This window comes from Cupriavidus sp. GW822-FHT02D05 (genome assembly GCF_058802485.1).
The window spans coordinates 182,698-198,122 of sequence record NZ_JBXAOE010000014.1; the positions used below are offsets into that span (position 1 = coordinate 182,698).

The following is a 15,425-nucleotide window of genomic DNA, read 5'->3' on the forward strand; positions in this document are numbered from 1 at the left end:
GGCATGTCTCCATTGATAAAGGTGGGGCAAGGCTTGGCGGCGGCTGGCGCGCCTCAGAACGGCTTGTCTCCGATGATGGCTGCACGCTCCATCTTGCGTGGGGCCGGCCAGTAGTCCTGTACCGCGTAGTGCTGGGTGCAGCGGTTGTCCCAAATGGCCACGCTATTAGGCTGCCAGCGGAATCGCACCTGGTATTCGGGGATCGCCGCCTGGCTGATCAAGTAGTTCAGCAGATGGCTCGCGCCCGGGGTCTTGTCCTGTCCGTAGCGCACGTTCTCTGGCGTATGGAAGTTTGCGAAATGCGTGGAGAAGCCGCAGACGTAGAGCACCTTCTCGCCGGTCTCCGGATGCGTGCGCACCACGGGATGTTCGACCATGGGGTACTGCGCGGCAAGCTTGGCGCGATTTTCCGGGCTCATCGCCGCCCCGAATGAATGTTCGATGCCATGCTTGGCGCGCAGGCCGGCAATGCGCTCCTTGATTTCCTCGGGCAGGTTCTCGTAGGCCGCGGCCATGTTCACCCAGATGGTGTCGCCGCCGACCGGCGGGCATTCGATGCAACGCAGGACACAGCCCATCGGCGGGGTTTCGCGCCAGCTGCCGTCGGTGTGGTAGCTGTTCTCGTAGTTCTCGCGCTTGTCGCTGCGATAGATCTGTACCAGGCCGGGATGATCCGGGTCGCTGCCAGCGACGGGGTGGTCCTCCAGGTCGCCAAAACGGCGTGCGAAGGCCACGTGATCGGCCCGGCTGATATCCTGGTCCCGCAGAAACAGCACCTTGTGCTTGAGCAGCAGCGCCTTGATCTCGGCAAGCAACGCGCTATCGCGCGCTGCATCGGCCAGGTTGACGCCGCCGATTTCGGCACCAATGGTGCAGGTAATAGGTTCTACGTGCATGGAAAGCTCCCTTTACACTACAAAGATTGACGAGCCGGTGGTCTTGCGCGGCTCCAGGTCCCGATGCGCCTGGACCGCATCCTGCAGCGCATGGCGCTGATGGATCCCGATGCCGTTGGGCTGCGGCACAGGGTCAGTGCCATTGGGTATCGGAGGACCTCTGGCCCCCCACCTCGTACATGCGAGCGGCTTTTGCCAATTCCGTCTCCTGTTGTCGTCTATTGCTGCCGCCACTATCATTCGGTAGCCTGGGTTGATTGTCGGCTCTCGCATGCGCAGGACCTTTGACAAGCCACGCCAGAAGTTGACCATCCATGACAGTCGATTCCCGGCTTGATTCACTGCACGCAGACGCCGCGCCGGCGGCGTATGCAGTGCATGACCGACACTGGCAGCAAGGCGACGGTGGCTTCATCAGTAGATTGCGCAGGCCTTCGATCAACCTGACTATCCCTCTTCAGAAAGAGCCTCCTATGACGGTCCTGGTTCGCAGCGCCTCCCTCACGAAGTACTCCGGGATCGCTCGCGCCGCGGGTATCGACCCGGTGCAGATGGTTTCCCATGTCGGTCTGGACCGGGAATGCCTGCACACGCCCGACCTGCGCATCCCCGAATTCCGGCTTGCGGAGGTTCTAGAGACATCCGCGCGGATCACTGCATGCCATTCGCTCGGACTGCTCATGGGCGAATCGTGGCGGCTCTCCGACTTCGGCCCGGTCAGCCTGACGCTGCAGCATCAGCCCACACTGCGGGATGCACTGGCAGAGGTCGAGCGTTATCGCCACCTGCTCAGCGACTCTGTCGCGACGCAGTTCACCGAGCATGCGAATATCGCGGTCTTGCGAGTGACGTTGCTGACCGGCAGGCAGCAACCCGGCCGGCAGGCCATGGAGCTGACCGTAGGCGCGGTGCTTTGCCTGATCCGCGCCATACTTGGCGCCCAATGGAAACCCCGCTGCGTGCACTTTTCGCATGCGGCCCCTGCAGACCTGCGGGTGCATCGTCGCCTGTTCGGCCAGCAGGTCGAATTTGGCTGCGAATTCGATGGCCTGGTCTTGTCGAGCCAGGATCTGGATCGCGTGAACCCCCTGGCGGATGCCAGCCTGGCCAGATACGCCAGGGAATTACTTGACATTCAATCGCCCTCGAAGGAGCACTCCCTAGCGGCCGACGTACGACGGGCAATTCACCTGCTACTGCCGCGCGGCCGCAGTGCGGTGGAACAGGTTGCGCAGAACCTAGGTGTCAGCCCGAGGACTCTGCAGCGCCAATTGGAGCAGCGCGGGGAAACATTCTCGGGCCTGGTCAATCAGGTGCGGCGCGAACTGGCCGAGCGCTATCTGCAGAGCCAGCAGCAGTCGATATCGCGTACGGCGGATCTGCTTGGATTCTCAGAGGTGAGCGCGTTCACGCGGTGGTTTGGGGTGCAGTTTGGGAAACCGCCGACGCGCTGGGTGATGGAGGGAAGGGGAATCGTCTCGCTGGAAGACGTCAATCGCCCAACGGGGGGATGAGCACCGGAGCTATCGGATGCGCCGCAAATGCAATGCGCGGGCGCAACGTCCCGCGGCGAATATGCCGCGGTTCCGGCCCGCGAGACACCCATAAAAAAAACCGGCCCACGCTGCGCTCCGGCGGAGCGGCGTATAGGCCGGTCTTGCTGTGCGGGAGACACCTCCCGCGATGCGATGCCGCTACCTGAACGATCAGCCGTTCGCGTAGACGATCTTTGCCTTGCGCGCCTGGTTCTGCAGGCGGCTCAGCATATGCTGGACGGCGAAGATGGCGCGCTTCACGTCTGCCACCAGGCTGGGGCTGCGGGGACCAAGTTCGCGCTCGATCAGATCGCGTTCCATTTGGTCGGTCATCTTGATGTCGCTTTGCGTGTCCATGGCTTTCTTCCTTTCAGGGATAACCCTTATCGGGTTTTCCCTAATCATAGCAAAGGAAATGACGCAACGCAGCATTAGGTGATAGTACGTATGCAGAAAGGCAACGCTTTGCAGGAAGCAAGCCTCGATCTCCTCAGCCCGCGCGACGCGCCGATACCCCGTGCGCGGGGCGTCCATGGCTGCGGTGCTTAGCGCAGGCGCCAGGATAGTCATGCGCCCCTTCAGCCTTTTGCCAGCACCTCCCGAATGGCATTCTCGAACGCCTCCACCGGCTGCCCGCCGCTCACCAGGTATTGGTCATTGAAGATGATCGAAGGCACGGAACGGATGCCCATGTCCTGATAGTGCTTCTCCATCTCACGGACTTCCGCCGCATACGCGTCGCCCGATAGCACCTTGCGTGCCTTGTCGGCGTCCAGGCCGGCTGCAGCCGCGGCCTCGACGAGGACCTCATGATTGCTGGAATCCTTGGACTCCGTGAAATACGCACGGAACAGCGCCATCTTCAACGGCAGTTGGCGCCCTTCCAGGTTTGCCCAATGCAATAGCCGATGCGCGTCGAACGTGTTGTATACGCGGGTCCGAGAGCCAAACTCAAATCCGACGTCGGCGCCACGCTGGCGGATCATGGCCTGGCTCTGCACGATTTCCTCCTCGGTGCGGCCATACTTGCGTGCCATGTAATCCTGGATCGACTCGCCTCCTGGCCCCATGTCCGGATTGAGTTCAAATGGGCGAAGCGTGATGTCTGCCGAAACGGCATCGCCAAGCCGCGCCAGCGCCTGCTGCAGCGAACTCAGGCCTACGGCGCACCACGGGCACGCGACGTCGGAGACAAAATCGATTTTCAGCGTCTTTTGCATTGTGTTTTCTCGGTGTCAGTCCATCACTGCGCGACAGGGTAGCTGCAATTCCCATTGACTGCAGGGCCGGGGGCAGTGCCTCACTCACAGCAGGGTTTTCCCGCAAGGCAGCCACGACCGGACGCCCCTCCCCGGCATCTGTCCGTGGCCCGCCAGCCACACGGCCCTGCCTCAGATCGGGAAACGTGCACCGCGCCCACTCCTCAAGCGGCGCGGCGCGCGGTACTATCTTTCCAACAGGTCATCGGTGCACGATGATCCATTCCCAGAGAAGGATTGAAGCGAATCATGGAAGAAGGCTCGGCAGCTCCACTTGAGATCGCCCCTTCCCTCCCCCTGGCACCGAGTGACGTTCACGGCGCCCCGTCGGACTTCCTCGCCAGTGCCAGCACAAACCTCGGCGCCAACGCACGGCAGCTCTTCCTGAACCGTGAGGCCAGCCAGCTGGAGTTCCACCGGCGCGTGCTTGCCCAGGCCGAGAACCACGACATTCCGTTGTTGGAGCGATTGCGCTTCCTCTGCATCTTCAGCAGCAACCTGGACGAGTTCTTCGAGATCCGCGTTGCCGGCCTGAAGGAGAAGATCAAGCTGCAGGCGCCGGCGACCACCGGCCCGGATGGACTGGACGTGCGGCAGATCTACGCGCTTGTCAGCGCCCGCACGCACAAGCTGGTCGCGGAACAGTACCGCCTGTTCAACGAAGTGCTGGTTCCGGAACTGGACCGCGAGGGAATCCGCTTCCTGCGCCGTCCGCACTGGACGCAGGAACAAGGCGAGTGGATCCGCAGCTATTTCTTCCGCGAGCTGATGCCGGTGCTCACCCCCATCGGCCTGGACCCGGCGCACCCGTTTCCACGTGTGCTCAACAAGAGCCTGAACTTCGCCGTGGAGCTCGAAGGCAAGGATGCCTTTGGCCGGGAGGCGAACGCGGCCATCGTGCAGGCGCCCCGGGCCCTGCCCCGCGTGATCCTGCTGCCCAAGGAGATTTCCGGCTGCGAACACGGCTTCGTGTTCCTGTCGTCCATCCTGCATGCCCACGTCTGCGAGCTGTTTCCCGGCATGCGCGTGCGCGGCTGCTATCAGTTCCGCGTCACCCGCAACAGCGAACTGTTCGTCGACGAGGAAGAAATCAAGAACCTGCGCGATGCGCTGCAGGGCGAGCTGCCGCAGCGGCATTTTGGCGATGCGGTGCGGCTCGAGGTCGCGGACAACTGCTCCGAGGAGATGACCCGCTTCCTGCAAAACCAGTTCGGCCTGGAAGATGCCGAGGTGTTTTCGGTGAATGGCCCGGTCAACCTGGTGCGCTTGCTGCCGGTTCCTGACAGCGTGGACCGCGATGACCTGAAGTACCCGCCATGCCGCCCCGGCCTGCCCAAGGCGCTGCAGGACCAGCCCGACATGTTCCGCGCCATCCGCGACGGCGATATCCTGCTGCACCATCCGTACCAGTCGTTTTCGCCCGTGGTGGATTTCATCCGCCAGGCCGCGGAAGATCCGGATGTGATGGCCATCAAGCAGACGGTGTACCGCGCCGGCAACGACTCGGCCCTGCTGGAGGCGCTGATCGGCGCCGCGCGCAGAGGCAAGGAAGTCAGCGTGGTGGTGGAGTTGCTCGCCCGCTTCGATGAGCAGGCCAATATCAACTGGGCAGCCCAGCTTGAAGAAGCGGGCGCGCACGTGGTGTACGGCGTGGTTGGCTACAAGGCCCACGCCAAGATGGCCTTGGTGGTACGCCGCGAAGGGAAAAAGCTCAGGCGCTACGCCCATATCGGCACCGGCAACTATCACTCGCAGACGGCCAGGAGCTTCACGGACTTCGGCCTGTTTACCTGCAAGGAAGCGCTCGTCGATGATGTGGCCAACGTGTTCTCCCAGCTGACCGGACTCGGCCACCCCGGCACGCTGGCGCACTTCTGGCAATCGCCGTTCACCATGCACGCGGCGCTGCTCGATGCCATCCGCCGCGAAGGCAAGCACGCCAAGGCTGGCCGCAAGGGATTGATCATCGCCAAGATGAACGCCTTGCTGGAGCCCAAGCTTATCCAGGCCCTGTACCAGGCATCCTGCGATGGCGCGCGGATCGAGCTGATCGTGCGCGGGGCCTGCGCATTGCGCCCTGGCATTGCGGGCCTGTCCGAGAATATCCGGGTGCGCTCCGTGCTTGGCCAGTTCCTGGAGCATGCGCGGATCTTCTACTTCTACAACGACAAGGCCGAAGACGTGCGGCTATCGAGCGCCGACTGGATGGACCGCGACTTCTTCCGGCGCATCGAGGTGTGCTTCCCCGTGCTGGACAAAGCCCTCAAGGATCGCGTGATCGATGAGGGGCTGAAGGTCTACCTGAAGGACAACCGCGACACCTGGGAAATGGACGCGGACGGCAACTACCGGCGCAAGCGGGGCCGCCAGCCGGTATCCGCGCAGGACATCCTCAAGCAGAAGCTGGCCTGATCCCTGTTCGGCGCGCTAGCGCGCGCCTGGGGACGCGCAGCGATACACGTTGCCCGACAGGGTCACATTGGTTTGCTCCAGGCGATCCTTGCCGCCGGTCTGCCCTGCGCGCTGGGTGAGCAGGTACACCAGATTGCCGCCCATTGCCGCCGCCTTGTTCTTGATGTCGTTGCGTGCACCGGTTTCCAGATCCGCATTGGCCGTGATGGCGCCCCGCACAAAATCGCCCTGGCTGCCGGTCACGTCGCCAAGATAGGTGCATCCCGCGGCAGGCTCGTTGTGGGTGATCCTGACCGCCGATGCGGCCGGGCTGGAAAGCTGCGTTGGCGCACAGCCGGCCAGCGCGCAGCTTGCGGCGGTCCATGCAACGCCTGCGATTGTCCTGATGGTCATAGCCATTGAAGTATTGAAGTATTGAAGTATTGAAGTGTTGAAGTATTGGTAGCGCCGCGGGCCCGTGCGCCTGCCTCAGCGGAACAGGTAGTCCACGCCAAGTGATACGGCCTGGCTCTTGACCGAAGCATCGTTGCCCTTCCAACTGAGCTTGCCGTAATTCATGTACTGCATCCGCAAGCGCCAGTTCTGCGTGACCGCATAGGACGCGCCCACCCCCAGGCTGATGAGCCCCTGCGACTTGTTGCTCGATTCGAGATCGCCCGAGCGCCGGCCATGCATATAGTTGACCCCGGCAATGCCCAGCAGCGAAAAACGCTCGGTCAGGGGCAGGTGGCCCACTACGTTGACGGACAAGGCGTTCACGTCGAATTTGTCGTTGGCGTTGCCATTTTTGGCCACGACACGGCCAAGGCTGGCTAGCGAGCCTTCGACCGACACATAGGGCGAAAACTGATAGCCGCCCCGCAAGCCAAGTCCAACGTTGTTGGACGATCCGCCCGCCCAGCCGGGCGTGCTCGTACTGACTTTGTCGCGGGCAATATTGAGGTCGCCGCCGACGTACCAATAGTTGGCGGCAAGTTCCTCGGCTGCGGCATGCGCAGGCACAACCGACAAAAGCACCAACATGGCAGCAGGCGCGATGGGAAAGAGGCGGCCAGGGAAGGCTATAAAACGCATATAATTTAATCTCCGACGAATATAAATTACTGTAAAACGATAACACATTGCTGTTTTACAGTAATTTTTTGCCATGCGCAATCCCTTCAGGAGACCGGCATGCCGACCCCCCTTTCCCTTCCCTTGCCCGCTGATGGCGCGCTAACGCGCGTTAGCGTCATCGCGCGCCGCATGCAGTGGCTGACACTGTGCTGCGCCGTCGTGGTGACGGCGGCCCTGTTCGCCTTCTGGTTCTTGCTCCCCGATGCGGAGCTGGACCGGAACCTGCGCGCGTTCCTGGCCGGGCCTGCGCCAGGCGGGCAGTTGCTGGTGTCGATGCCGTACCGGCTGCTCGGGTTGGCCATCACGAGCGTGGCCACGGCTTTGCTGGTCAGTGGACTGATGCAAGCGCACAGGCTATTCGCGGCCCTGGCGGGCGGCGCGGTCCTTACCCTGGAGACGGGCGTGCGCCTGCGCCGCGTGGCGCTGGTGGTGACGGCGTTCAGCTTGGTGGTTCCGCTCACCAAGACACTGCTGGCCATGACCCTGGCCAGCACGGTTGCCAACGGCCCCTACATGGTGGTGATCATCACCTTCGGCGACGTGATGCTGGGCTTGCTGGGCGGCTTGCTGCTGGCCATCGCCTGGGCGATGGTCGAGGCCGCGCGCGTCGCGCTGGAGAATGAGAGCTTTGTTTGAGTTTGAGTTTGCGTTTGCGTTTGAGGCACCCTGACCCTATGACTATCCTCGTCCGGCTTGACGTCCTGCTTGCTGAGCGCAAGATGAAATCGCGCGAGCTCGCCCAGTACATCGGCATCACCGAGCCCAATCTCTCCTTGCTGAAATCCGGCAAGGTCAAGGGCATCCGTTTCGATACGCTGGAGAAAATCTGCGAGGCGCTGAAATGCCAACCGGGCGACCTGCTTGAGTACCGCGCCGATACGCCAGGCGAAGATCAGGCCTGAACTGCAAACAATTGTCTCTCTTCCCACTGCGGCATTTCCGCCAGATCGGCCACCCGCCTGGCCTTACGGCCCGCGCAACCACCGGGCTCCCCCCAATCGAGTGATACCGCATCGAGAGTGATCTTGCGCATACTCGCACTTTCTTGAACTACTCGCCCCCAAGCGGGCGCGAAGCAAGGTGCTTATGCTGATCCTCATCTACTGCAGTTATGCGGTTGCCTGCATCTTCGCGCTCTGGAGAGCGGCGCGCTGGGTGGAAAAGCACCATCCGGCCCTGCGCGACAACCACCCGCCGCGGCATGACGCGCCCCCAGCCGGCAAGCCCCCGGAAGATAACCTGCCTGTGAGCCAGCGCTGCCACCTGGAAATGCCGCCCGCCGGGCCCGCCTGCCTGGCGCAACGCGCCGGCGCCAGCGCTGCCGCCTGCATGGTCCTGTAGCCCCCTGGACGGTGGCCCGTATCTGGTCCTCGGCATTCATCCTTGAAAAAACCAGATTACTGTATATATTCACAGTAACTGTATGGATGAACAGTATCTACGGGAGCCGATCATGGAACACTTGGTCCGGGTACAGAACGAATACGACAGGCAGGTCCTGGCCTGGTTGCGCGAACGCGTAGGCGACGCGGCGGTACAAGCCGCGGCACAGCGGCTGGCGGGAGACCGCAAGCCCTACCTGTCAACGATCTGCCGCAGCCTGAACATCACGCCACCGGCCCGCCGCACCCTGCGCGCCCAGTCGAACCGGGACAGCCGGGAGGTTGGCGACCGCTACCTTGCGTCGATCCGTGCGCTCCTGGCGCGGCCAGCACCGGCGCAACGGCATTCGCAGCAGCAACCCGCGCAACCCCAACCCTCGCAATACCAGGATCCGCATTAGTCCCGCGCCTTGGGTACACGGAGGGCCGGGGCATTGCTCGCCGGAATATGCTTCCCGCTTCGCCTCACCCCGCTGCCATCATGGCTTTCTTGACTTATCATTCCCTATCTATGATAGTTAATTGAAATTTGTTCTCTTTTTAAGAACCTATTTCAATCAAAGGATTGCCGTGGACCTGGCCGAACTTGAGATTTTCCGAGCCGTTGCGCTTGAAGAAAGCATCACGCGGGCGGCCAAGACCCTGGACCGCGTGCAGTCGAATGTCACCACGCGCGTCAAGCAGCTCGAAGAGGAGCTCGGCGTCGCCCTGTTCCTGCGCGACAGCAAGCGCATGACCCTGACGCCGCAAGGACAGCGCTTCCTGGGCTATACCGAGCGGCTGCTGGCGCTGGCCGAAGAGGCCCGCCAATCCATGCGCAGCGATGCGCCCTCGGGCACGCTGCGCGTGGGCAGCATGGAAAGCTCGGCCGCCAGCCGGCTGCCCCGCCCGCTGGCGCGCTATCACGGCAAATGGCCGGACGTGCGGATCGAGATCCAGACCGGCACCACGCAAGCCTTGATCGACGCACTGCTGGCGCATCGCATCGACTGCGCCGTGGTGGCCCATCCCTCCGAGGGCGCGCCGGACACGCTAGACATGGACGTACTCGGCCCCGGCCTGGAAGGCACGTTCCTGTTCTCTGAAGAACTGCTGCTGGTGCTGCCGCACAGCCATCCGCCAGTGCGCACGCCGCAGGACATCAAGCTGCGCAGCCTGGCCACGTTCTCGCGCGGCTGCACGTACCGCCTGTGTGCCGAGGACTGGCTCGCCAGCGGCGAAGGCCCACGGCTGGCGCTGAACGTGCTGGAACTGGCGTCTTACCACGCGATCCTCGCCTGCGTGACGGCGGGCTCGGCCGTGGCCATCCTGCCGAGGTCGCTGCTGGCGCTGCACCCCGATGCCGCAAGCCTGCAAACCGTGCCCGTGCGAGTCGCGCACACCTTGCTGGTGCGCCGTTCGGGTTTTGCCACGTCGGCATACGCGGCGTTTCTCCAGGAGCTGCAGCATGGCTAGGATCCGGACCGTCACAGCCGCGCCGCAATCCTTCGGCAAGACCATGGCGCCATGGATGCCCTCACTGGCCGCCGCGCTGGTGCTGGCGGTGGGCATGGGCTTCGGGCGCTTTGCATTTACCGGCATGTATCCGCTGATGGTGCGCGACGGCCTGCTGAGCGTCAGTGCCGGCTCGCTGACCGCATCCGCCAACTATGCAGGCTATCTCGTGGGCGCCCTCGCGGTCAGCCGCATGCCGCAGCGCGTTGCGCCGCGCTTTTGCCGCATCGCGCTCTTCGGCACGGCCCTGTGCCTGCTGGCGCTGGCCGTGCCGGCCGCGCCCTGGTTCTTTATCGGCGTGCGCTTCCTGGCGGGCGTGCTCAGCGCCATCGCGCTGATCTGCGCGTCCGTGTGGCTGTTCCAGGTGGTAGGGCATCCGCATGGCGCGCCGCTGTTGTTCTCGGGCGTCGGTGCCGGCATCCTGCTGTCCGCCGAGCTCATTGCCGCCGGCAACCTGGCCGGTTGGCACAGTCCTTTGCTGTGGCTGGCCATCGGCGGTGGCGCCGCCGTGCTGAGCTTGCTCGCATGGCCTTATCTTGCGGGCCGCGTGCCGGCACCCCAGCCGCATGCCGCTACCAGTGCCAGTGCCACGGACGAGGCCAATGCCAACGGCCCTGGTCCGTGGCCGCTGGTGGCCAGCTACGGGCTGGCGGGGTTCGGCTACATTGTCACGGCAACTTACCTGCCGCTCTTTGTGCGCGACGCGCTCGGCCACATCGACCCGATCCATATCTGGGCCGCGTTCGGGCTTGGCGCGGCACCTTCGTGTTTTCTCTGGCATGCGCTGCACGAGCGCCTTGGCACGCGGCGTGCGCTCGCGCTCAACCTGCTGGTGCAGGCAGTGGGCGTGATCCTGCCCGCGCTCAGCCACTCGGCCGTGGCCTACCTGGCTAGCGCGCTGCTGGTGGGCGGCACCTTCGTTGGCACCGTGACCATCGCCATGCCCGCCGCGAAACGCGCGGCCCACCGCGTGACATTCAACCTGCTTGCCATCATGACCGCCGCCTATGGCGTAGGCCAGATCGCCGGCCCGCTGGTATCCGATGCGCTGATGGCGCACAGCCATAGCTTCAGCGGGCCGCTTGCCGCCGCCGCTGCCGCGCTGCTGGCATCTGCCGTCTTCTGCTTCCTGTGAAGGCCAGCGCATGCCCGGCGCGCGGCACGGAACCCACCCCACAGAATCCACCCCCACAAGATCCACCCATTACCGAAGAAACGAGGAGCCCGTCATGACCGACCCCATCCACGCCACGCAACCACGCACGCTGCTCTCCCGGCTCGGCCTTGCCACCCCGATCATCCAGGCACCAATGGCAGGCGTCAGCACACCGGCGCTTGCCGCGGCAGTGTCGAATGCCGGCGGCCTGGGCTCGCTCGGCGTCGGCGCCATGGACGCCGAGGGCGCCCGCAAGACCATCCGCGAAACCCGTGCGCTGACGGAAAAGCCCTTCAACATCAACCTGTTCTGCCATGCGCCCGCCGTCGCCAACCCCGCGCGCGAGGCGCAATGGCTGGCCTACCTGGCGCCGAGCTTCGCCGAATTCGGCGCCACGCCGCCCGCCAGCCTGCGCGAGATCTACACCAGCTTTGTCGCCGACGACGCCATGTTCGCGATGCTGCTGGAGGAGCGGCCCGCGGTAGTGAGCTTCCATTTCGGCTTGCCGGCGCAGGCCTGGATCGACGCGCTGCACGCCGCCGGCATCTTCCTGATGGCCACGGCCACCAGCCTGGACGAAGCGCGGCAGATCGCCGCTGCCGGCGTCGATGCCATCGTTGCCCAAGGCGTGGAAGCCGGCGGCCACCGCGGCACGTTCAAGCCCGAAGGGCATGACGAAGGCCTCGGCACCCTGGCGCTGGTACGGCTGCTGGTCCGCCATACCGCCCTGCCCGTGATCGCCACCGGCGGCATCATGGACGGCGCCGGCATTGCGGCGGCCCTGGCGCTGGGCGCGCAGGCCGCGCAGCTCGGCACCGCCTTCGTGGCCTGCCCGGAGACCGTGGCCGACGCGCCCTACCGCGCCGCCCTGCTGGCGGACCGGCCTGCCAGCACCACGCTGACCCGCTCCATTTCCGGCCGGGCCGCGCGCGGCTTCGTCAACCGGCTGACGGAACTGGGCGAGGCAGCGGACCGCCCGGCGATCCCCGATTACCCCATCACCTACGACGCCGGCAAGGCCCTGCATGCGGCGGCCAAGGCGCGCGGCAACGCGGACTACGCCGCGCAATGGGCCGGGCAAGCCGCGCCGCTGGCGCGCGCCCTGCCGGCAGCGCAACTCGTGGCGACACTGCGCGAGGAGCTGGCGCAGACGATTGCGGCACTGAGCGGGGCGGGATTCGGGGCGAACTGAGCGGGGCCTGCCGAAGCCGGCGGCGCGTGCGTCTTGCTGCTACCATTTCGCCACGCGCAACGGCCTCATGCTGGCCCGCAGCGGATCCCCTCCTTCCTGACGAGACAATCCCATGGACGCACTCACATCCACATTGGCCATTGGCGGCGCGCTGGCGCTCGGCGCGGTCAGCCCCGGCCCGAGCTTTGTCATGGTGGCCCGCGCCGCCATTGCCCGCTCCCGCGCCGATGCGCTCTACATGGCGCTGGGCATGGGGCTGGGCGGCGTGGTGTTTGCGGCGGCCGCGCTGCTCGGGCTCAAGCTCTTGCTGACGGCAGTGCCCTGGCTGTACATGGCGATGAAGGTGGGCGGCGGCATCTACCTGGTGTATCTGGGCGTGCGCATCTGGCGCGGCGCCAGCGCGCCCCTGGCGATGGCGGCCGGCAAAGCAGAAGGCGGTGGAACGCCCGCCACGGGGCGCGGCCGTGTCCTGCTGAGCGGCTTCGCCACGCAGCTGAGCAACCCCAAGACGGCGGTGGTCTACGCCAGCGTGTTTGCCGCGCTGTTGCCCGCCCAGGTGCCGCCTTCGCTGCTGCTGGCGCTGCCGCTGATGGTCTTTGCCATCGAGACTGGCTGGTACGCGATCGTGGCGATCGCGCTCTCCTCCGCCAGGCCGCGTGCCTTCTACCTGCGCTTCAAGCTGTGGCTGGATCGCGCGGCCGGCGGGGTGATGGCGCTGCTCGGCATCCGGCTGCTCACGTCGCTGCGTCAGTAACGCCGGCAGCGGCCCCCTAAGACGCGGGATCCGCCAAGCTCGGCGGAAACAGCAACCTGAAGACTGTGGTTCCCCCGACTTCGGACTCCACCTCAACGTGCCCATGGTGCAAGTCCATGATGGACTTCACGATGGCCAGGCCGATGCCCGCCGACTCTCCCGAGTTGGCGCGGGCAGGATCGCCGCGAAAGAAGCGATCGAACAGCTTTGGCAGGTGTTCCGGCGCGATGCCGGCCCCAGGATTGCGCACTTCGATACGGCTACCTGCGGGGCCCGTGCGCGCCGCCATCACCACCGTCTGCCCGGCGGGTGTGTAGCGGATGGCATTGGCCACCAGGTTGCTGACCGCGCGCCGCAGCAGTAGCGGATCGGCCAGCACGGCGCCCCCGCCATCCACCGCGATCGCCACGCCGCTCGCCTCCGCCAGCCCCTCGAAATAGTCGGACAGCGCGCCCAGTTCGCGCGCCAGGTCCAGGCGCACCGGGTTGACCGCCACGCGGGCGTTCTCGGCCCGCGCAAGGAACAGCATGTTCTCGATCATGCGGGCCAGGCGTTCATATTCCTCGATATTGGACGCCAGCAGCGCCTGGTATTCGTCGGCGCTGCGCTCGCTAGACAGCGCGACCTGGCTCTGCCCGAGCAGGTTGCCGATGGGTGTGCGGAAGTCGTGCGCCAGGTCCGCGGAAAACTGGGACAAGCGTTCGAACCCATCCCGCAACCGGTCCATCATCTGTTGCAGGGCCGCAGCCAGTTCCGCCAGTTCGGGCGGCAGCCGCGCCGGGTCGATCGGCAGCTCGAGCCGGCGCACCGTGACCGACGATGCCCCGGCGGCAATGCGCCGCAGCGGCGCCATGCCGGCGCGCAGCACCAGGTAGCCAAGCCCGGCCACGGCCAGCGTGCCCAGCAGGCCCGTCAACAGCAGTTTCGCGCGGTATGCGCGCAGCAACGTGGTGCGGGAGATGGCGGTCTGGTAGAGCGTGAAGGCCAGCGTCTGCGTGACGGCGCCAGTGCCAGCAGTACCTGGACCGACTGGGACCTGCGCCTGCACGCCGTGCACCGGGTAGCCCTGCCGCGTGGTCCAGGCACGGATCGCTTCGGGCCCGAGCTGCGCATCCGGCGCCACCGGCTGCAAGGCGGGCGGCCCTTCGCCGGCATTGGCCGCAAGCAACACGGCGCCACCAGCGGCGCGCACCACCAGCGCAAACTCATCGTTGCCCGACACCACGCCGGCCACTTCCCGCCAGTCGCTGTCGGGCCGGGCGCCCTGCTCCATCAGCTCGGCCCGCGCGCGCGCCACCTTGCGCAGCAGTTCCGCGTCGTCGCGCTCTATCACCTGCATGGCCAGCGCGCGGTAGAGGTAGGCGCCCGCGCCGCCGAACACGATCGCGGCCACCAGGCCAAAGGCTAGCGCCAGGCGGGCAGTGAGCGAGAGCCTGCGCATCAGGGTTCCCGGCGCTCCAGCACATAGCCCATGCCACGCACGGTGTGGATCAGCTTGGGCTGGAAATCGTCGTCCATCTTGGCGCGCAGGCGGCGCACCGCCACATCCACCACATTGGTATCGCTATCGAAGTTCATGTCCCAGACATGGGAGGCGATCTGGGTACGGCTCAGCACCTCGGTGTGACGGCGCGCCAGGAAATGCAGCAGGGAGAATTCACGCGGCGTCAGCTCGATGCGCCGGCCGGCGCGCGTCACGCGGTGGCGGATCAGGTCGATCTCCAGGTCTTCGATCTCGATGCGGTCGGCCTCGCGCACCGGGCCGCGCCGCAGCAAGGTGCGCACCCGCGCCAGCAGCTCGACAAAGGCGAAGGGCTTGGCCAGATAGTCGTCGCCGCCCAGCTCCAGCCCGCGCACGCGGTCCTCCACTTCATCGCGCGCGGTCAGGAACAGCACCGGCGTGTCCTTGTGCTCGCGCAGTTGCTTGAGCACGTCCCAGCCGTTCATGCCAGGCAGCATCACATCAAGGATGACCAGGTCGTACACCACCTCCAGCGCCTGGTGCAGGCCATCGGCGCCGGTCACCGCCAGGTCGACCACGAAGGACGATTCGGTCAGCCCCTTGCGCAGGTACTCGCCCGTCTTGGGCTCATCCTCCACCACCAGAATTCTCATGTCCGTCCTCGCCTGGCCTGTACCGGCAGGGCGCGCTTCGGGCGCCTTGCATGCTCGGATGATAGCCGTTGGCGTGGCGCTCCTGAATGACAAATCTGTAATCGATTCGACAGC

17 protein-coding genes and 1 pseudogene are annotated in these 15,425 nt (G+C 65.2%); 10 read left to right on the forward strand and 8 right to left on the reverse strand.

From position 1 onward, the window contains the following. Positions 1-53: 53 nt before the first annotated feature. The gene (locus tag AC1RQK_RS20095; protein WP_492810704.1) at positions 54-896 is read right to left on the reverse strand and encodes a TauD/TfdA dioxygenase family protein; all 843 of its coding nucleotides are present in this window, start codon (positions 894-896) and stop codon (positions 54-56) included. Between the two features lie 12 nt (positions 897-908). Further along, positions 909-1,007, reverse strand: a pseudogene (locus AC1RQK_RS20100) (quinone oxidoreductase); the annotation flags it as partial. Between the two features lie 362 nt (positions 1,008-1,369). Here AC1RQK_RS20100 and AC1RQK_RS20105 point away from each other — a divergent pair. Next, positions 1,370-2,410, forward strand: a complete 1,041-nt coding sequence (locus AC1RQK_RS20105) for an AraC family transcriptional regulator (protein ID WP_492810764.1) — start codon at positions 1,370-1,372, stop codon at positions 2,408-2,410. 192 nt (positions 2,411-2,602) lie between these two features. On the opposite strand, the gene AC1RQK_RS20110 is transcribed toward AC1RQK_RS20105, so the two are convergent. After that, a complete protein-coding gene (locus tag AC1RQK_RS20110) occupies positions 2,603-2,788 on the reverse strand; it encodes a hypothetical protein (RefSeq protein WP_492810766.1) in 186 nt (61 codons plus the stop codon). A gap of 221 nt (positions 2,789-3,009) precedes the next feature. After that, the gene (locus AC1RQK_RS20115) at positions 3,010-3,651 is read right to left on the reverse strand and encodes a DsbA family oxidoreductase (protein WP_492373151.1); all 642 of its coding nucleotides are present in this window, start codon (positions 3,649-3,651) and stop codon (positions 3,010-3,012) included. Positions 3,652-3,939: 288 nt separating this feature from the next. Between AC1RQK_RS20115 and ppk1 the strand changes: the two genes are divergently transcribed. Continuing rightward, on the forward strand, positions 3,940-6,102 hold the full coding sequence (ppk1, locus tag AC1RQK_RS20120) for a polyphosphate kinase 1 (protein ID WP_492810706.1): 2,163 nt from the start codon (positions 3,940-3,942) through the stop codon (positions 6,100-6,102). Between the two features lie 15 nt (positions 6,103-6,117). Here the strand turns inward: ppk1 and AC1RQK_RS20125 are convergent, their stop codons facing one another. Continuing rightward, positions 6,118-6,495: a DUF4156 domain-containing protein gene (locus AC1RQK_RS20125; protein ID WP_492373153.1), complete on the reverse strand. Its 378-nt coding sequence runs from the start codon at positions 6,493-6,495 to the stop codon at positions 6,118-6,120. Positions 6,496-6,570: 75 nt separating this feature from the next. Further along, on the reverse strand, positions 6,571-7,251 hold the full coding sequence (locus tag AC1RQK_RS20130) for a porin family protein (RefSeq protein WP_492810708.1): 681 nt from the start codon (positions 7,249-7,251) through the stop codon (positions 6,571-6,573). A 24-nt stretch (positions 7,252-7,275) separates the two neighbouring features. Here AC1RQK_RS20130 and AC1RQK_RS20135 point away from each other — a divergent pair, with 24 nt between their 5' ends. From AC1RQK_RS20135 to AC1RQK_RS20170, 8 genes are all read left to right on the forward strand, one after another. Further along, complete coding sequence (locus tag AC1RQK_RS20135; RefSeq protein WP_492373155.1) at positions 7,276-7,854, forward strand: hypothetical protein; 579 nt, start codon at positions 7,276-7,278, stop codon at positions 7,852-7,854. Between the two features lie 38 nt (positions 7,855-7,892). Then, positions 7,893-8,120: a helix-turn-helix domain-containing protein gene (locus AC1RQK_RS20140; protein WP_150991403.1), complete on the forward strand. Its 228-nt coding sequence runs from the start codon at positions 7,893-7,895 to the stop codon at positions 8,118-8,120. A gap of 184 nt (positions 8,121-8,304) precedes the next feature. After that, positions 8,305-8,559 carry a hypothetical protein gene (locus AC1RQK_RS20145; RefSeq protein WP_492373156.1) on the forward strand — a complete coding sequence of 85 codons (255 nt, stop codon included), beginning with the start codon at positions 8,305-8,307 and terminating at the stop codon, positions 8,557-8,559. Positions 8,560-8,671: 112 nt separating this feature from the next. After that, the gene (locus AC1RQK_RS20150; RefSeq protein WP_492810711.1) at positions 8,672-9,001 is read left to right on the forward strand and encodes a CppA family protein; all 330 of its coding nucleotides are present in this window, start codon (positions 8,672-8,674) and stop codon (positions 8,999-9,001) included. Between the two features lie 169 nt (positions 9,002-9,170). After that, positions 9,171-10,055, forward strand: coding sequence for a LysR substrate-binding domain-containing protein (locus AC1RQK_RS20155; protein WP_492373157.1), 885 nt, complete (start codon positions 9,171-9,173; stop codon positions 10,053-10,055). Beyond that, the gene (locus tag AC1RQK_RS20160) at positions 10,048-11,229 is read left to right on the forward strand and encodes a YbfB/YjiJ family MFS transporter (protein WP_492810713.1); all 1,182 of its coding nucleotides are present in this window, start codon (positions 10,048-10,050) and stop codon (positions 11,227-11,229) included. The genes AC1RQK_RS20155 and AC1RQK_RS20160 overlap by 8 nt, the downstream gene beginning before the upstream one ends. A gap of 94 nt (positions 11,230-11,323) precedes the next feature. Continuing rightward, positions 11,324-12,442 carry an NAD(P)H-dependent flavin oxidoreductase gene (locus tag AC1RQK_RS20165; protein ID WP_492810715.1) on the forward strand — a complete coding sequence of 373 codons (1,119 nt, stop codon included), beginning with the start codon at positions 11,324-11,326 and terminating at the stop codon, positions 12,440-12,442. A gap of 112 nt (positions 12,443-12,554) precedes the next feature. Beyond that, positions 12,555-13,196, forward strand: a complete 642-nt coding sequence (locus AC1RQK_RS20170) for a LysE family translocator (RefSeq protein WP_492810717.1) — start codon at positions 12,555-12,557, stop codon at positions 13,194-13,196. Between the two features lie 16 nt (positions 13,197-13,212). On the opposite strand, the gene AC1RQK_RS20175 is transcribed toward AC1RQK_RS20170, so the two are convergent. Beyond that, positions 13,213-14,637, reverse strand: coding sequence for a heavy metal sensor histidine kinase (locus tag AC1RQK_RS20175; protein WP_492373161.1), 1,425 nt, complete (start codon positions 14,635-14,637; stop codon positions 13,213-13,215). Next, positions 14,637-15,311 carry a heavy metal response regulator transcription factor gene (locus AC1RQK_RS20180; RefSeq protein WP_150991420.1) on the reverse strand — a complete coding sequence of 225 codons (675 nt, stop codon included), beginning with the start codon at positions 15,309-15,311 and terminating at the stop codon, positions 14,637-14,639. The genes AC1RQK_RS20175 and AC1RQK_RS20180 overlap by 1 nt, the downstream gene beginning before the upstream one ends. Between the last annotated feature and the right edge of the window lie 114 nt (positions 15,312-15,425).

Excerpts from the sequence above, each read along its gene's own strand:
- AC1RQK_RS20140 (WP_150991403.1), top strand. The coding sequence starts at position 7,893 with ATGACTATCCTCGTCCGGCTTGACGTCCTGCTTGCTGAGCGCAAGATG.
- AC1RQK_RS20165 (WP_492810715.1), top strand. The coding sequence starts at position 11,324 with ATGACCGACCCCATCCACGCCACGCAACCACGCACGCTGCTCTCCCGG.
- AC1RQK_RS20170 (WP_492810717.1), top strand. The coding sequence starts at position 12,555 with ATGGACGCACTCACATCCACATTGGCCATTGGCGGCGCGCTGGCGCTC.
- AC1RQK_RS20095 (WP_492810704.1), bottom strand. The coding sequence starts at position 896 with ATGCACGTAGAACCTATTACCTGCACCATTGGTGCCGAAATCGGCGGC.
- AC1RQK_RS20160 (WP_492810713.1), top strand. The coding sequence starts at position 10,048 with ATGGCTAGGATCCGGACCGTCACAGCCGCGCCGCAATCCTTCGGCAAG.
- ppk1 (WP_492810706.1), top strand. The coding sequence starts at position 3,940 with ATGGAAGAAGGCTCGGCAGCTCCACTTGAGATCGCCCCTTCCCTCCCC.
- AC1RQK_RS20110 (WP_492810766.1), bottom strand. The coding sequence starts at position 2,788 with ATGGACACGCAAAGCGACATCAAGATGACCGACCAAATGGAACGCGAT.
- AC1RQK_RS20115 (WP_492373151.1), bottom strand. The coding sequence starts at position 3,651 with ATGCAAAAGACGCTGAAAATCGATTTTGTCTCCGACGTCGCGTGCCCG.
- AC1RQK_RS20135 (WP_492373155.1), top strand. The coding sequence starts at position 7,276 with ATGCCGACCCCCCTTTCCCTTCCCTTGCCCGCTGATGGCGCGCTAACG.
- AC1RQK_RS20105 (WP_492810764.1), top strand. The coding sequence starts at position 1,370 with ATGACGGTCCTGGTTCGCAGCGCCTCCCTCACGAAGTACTCCGGGATC.
- AC1RQK_RS20145 (WP_492373156.1), top strand. The coding sequence starts at position 8,305 with ATGCTGATCCTCATCTACTGCAGTTATGCGGTTGCCTGCATCTTCGCG.
- AC1RQK_RS20150 (WP_492810711.1), top strand. The coding sequence starts at position 8,672 with ATGGAACACTTGGTCCGGGTACAGAACGAATACGACAGGCAGGTCCTG.
- AC1RQK_RS20175 (WP_492373161.1), bottom strand. The coding sequence starts at position 14,637 with ATGCGCAGGCTCTCGCTCACTGCCCGCCTGGCGCTAGCCTTTGGCCTG.
- AC1RQK_RS20180 (WP_150991420.1), bottom strand. The coding sequence starts at position 15,311 with ATGAGAATTCTGGTGGTGGAGGATGAGCCCAAGACGGGCGAGTACCTG.
- AC1RQK_RS20130 (WP_492810708.1), bottom strand. The coding sequence starts at position 7,251 with ATGGCAAAAAATTACTGTAAAACAGCAATGTGTTATCGTTTTACAGTA.
- AC1RQK_RS20125 (WP_492373153.1), bottom strand. The coding sequence starts at position 6,495 with ATGACCATCAGGACAATCGCAGGCGTTGCATGGACCGCCGCAAGCTGC.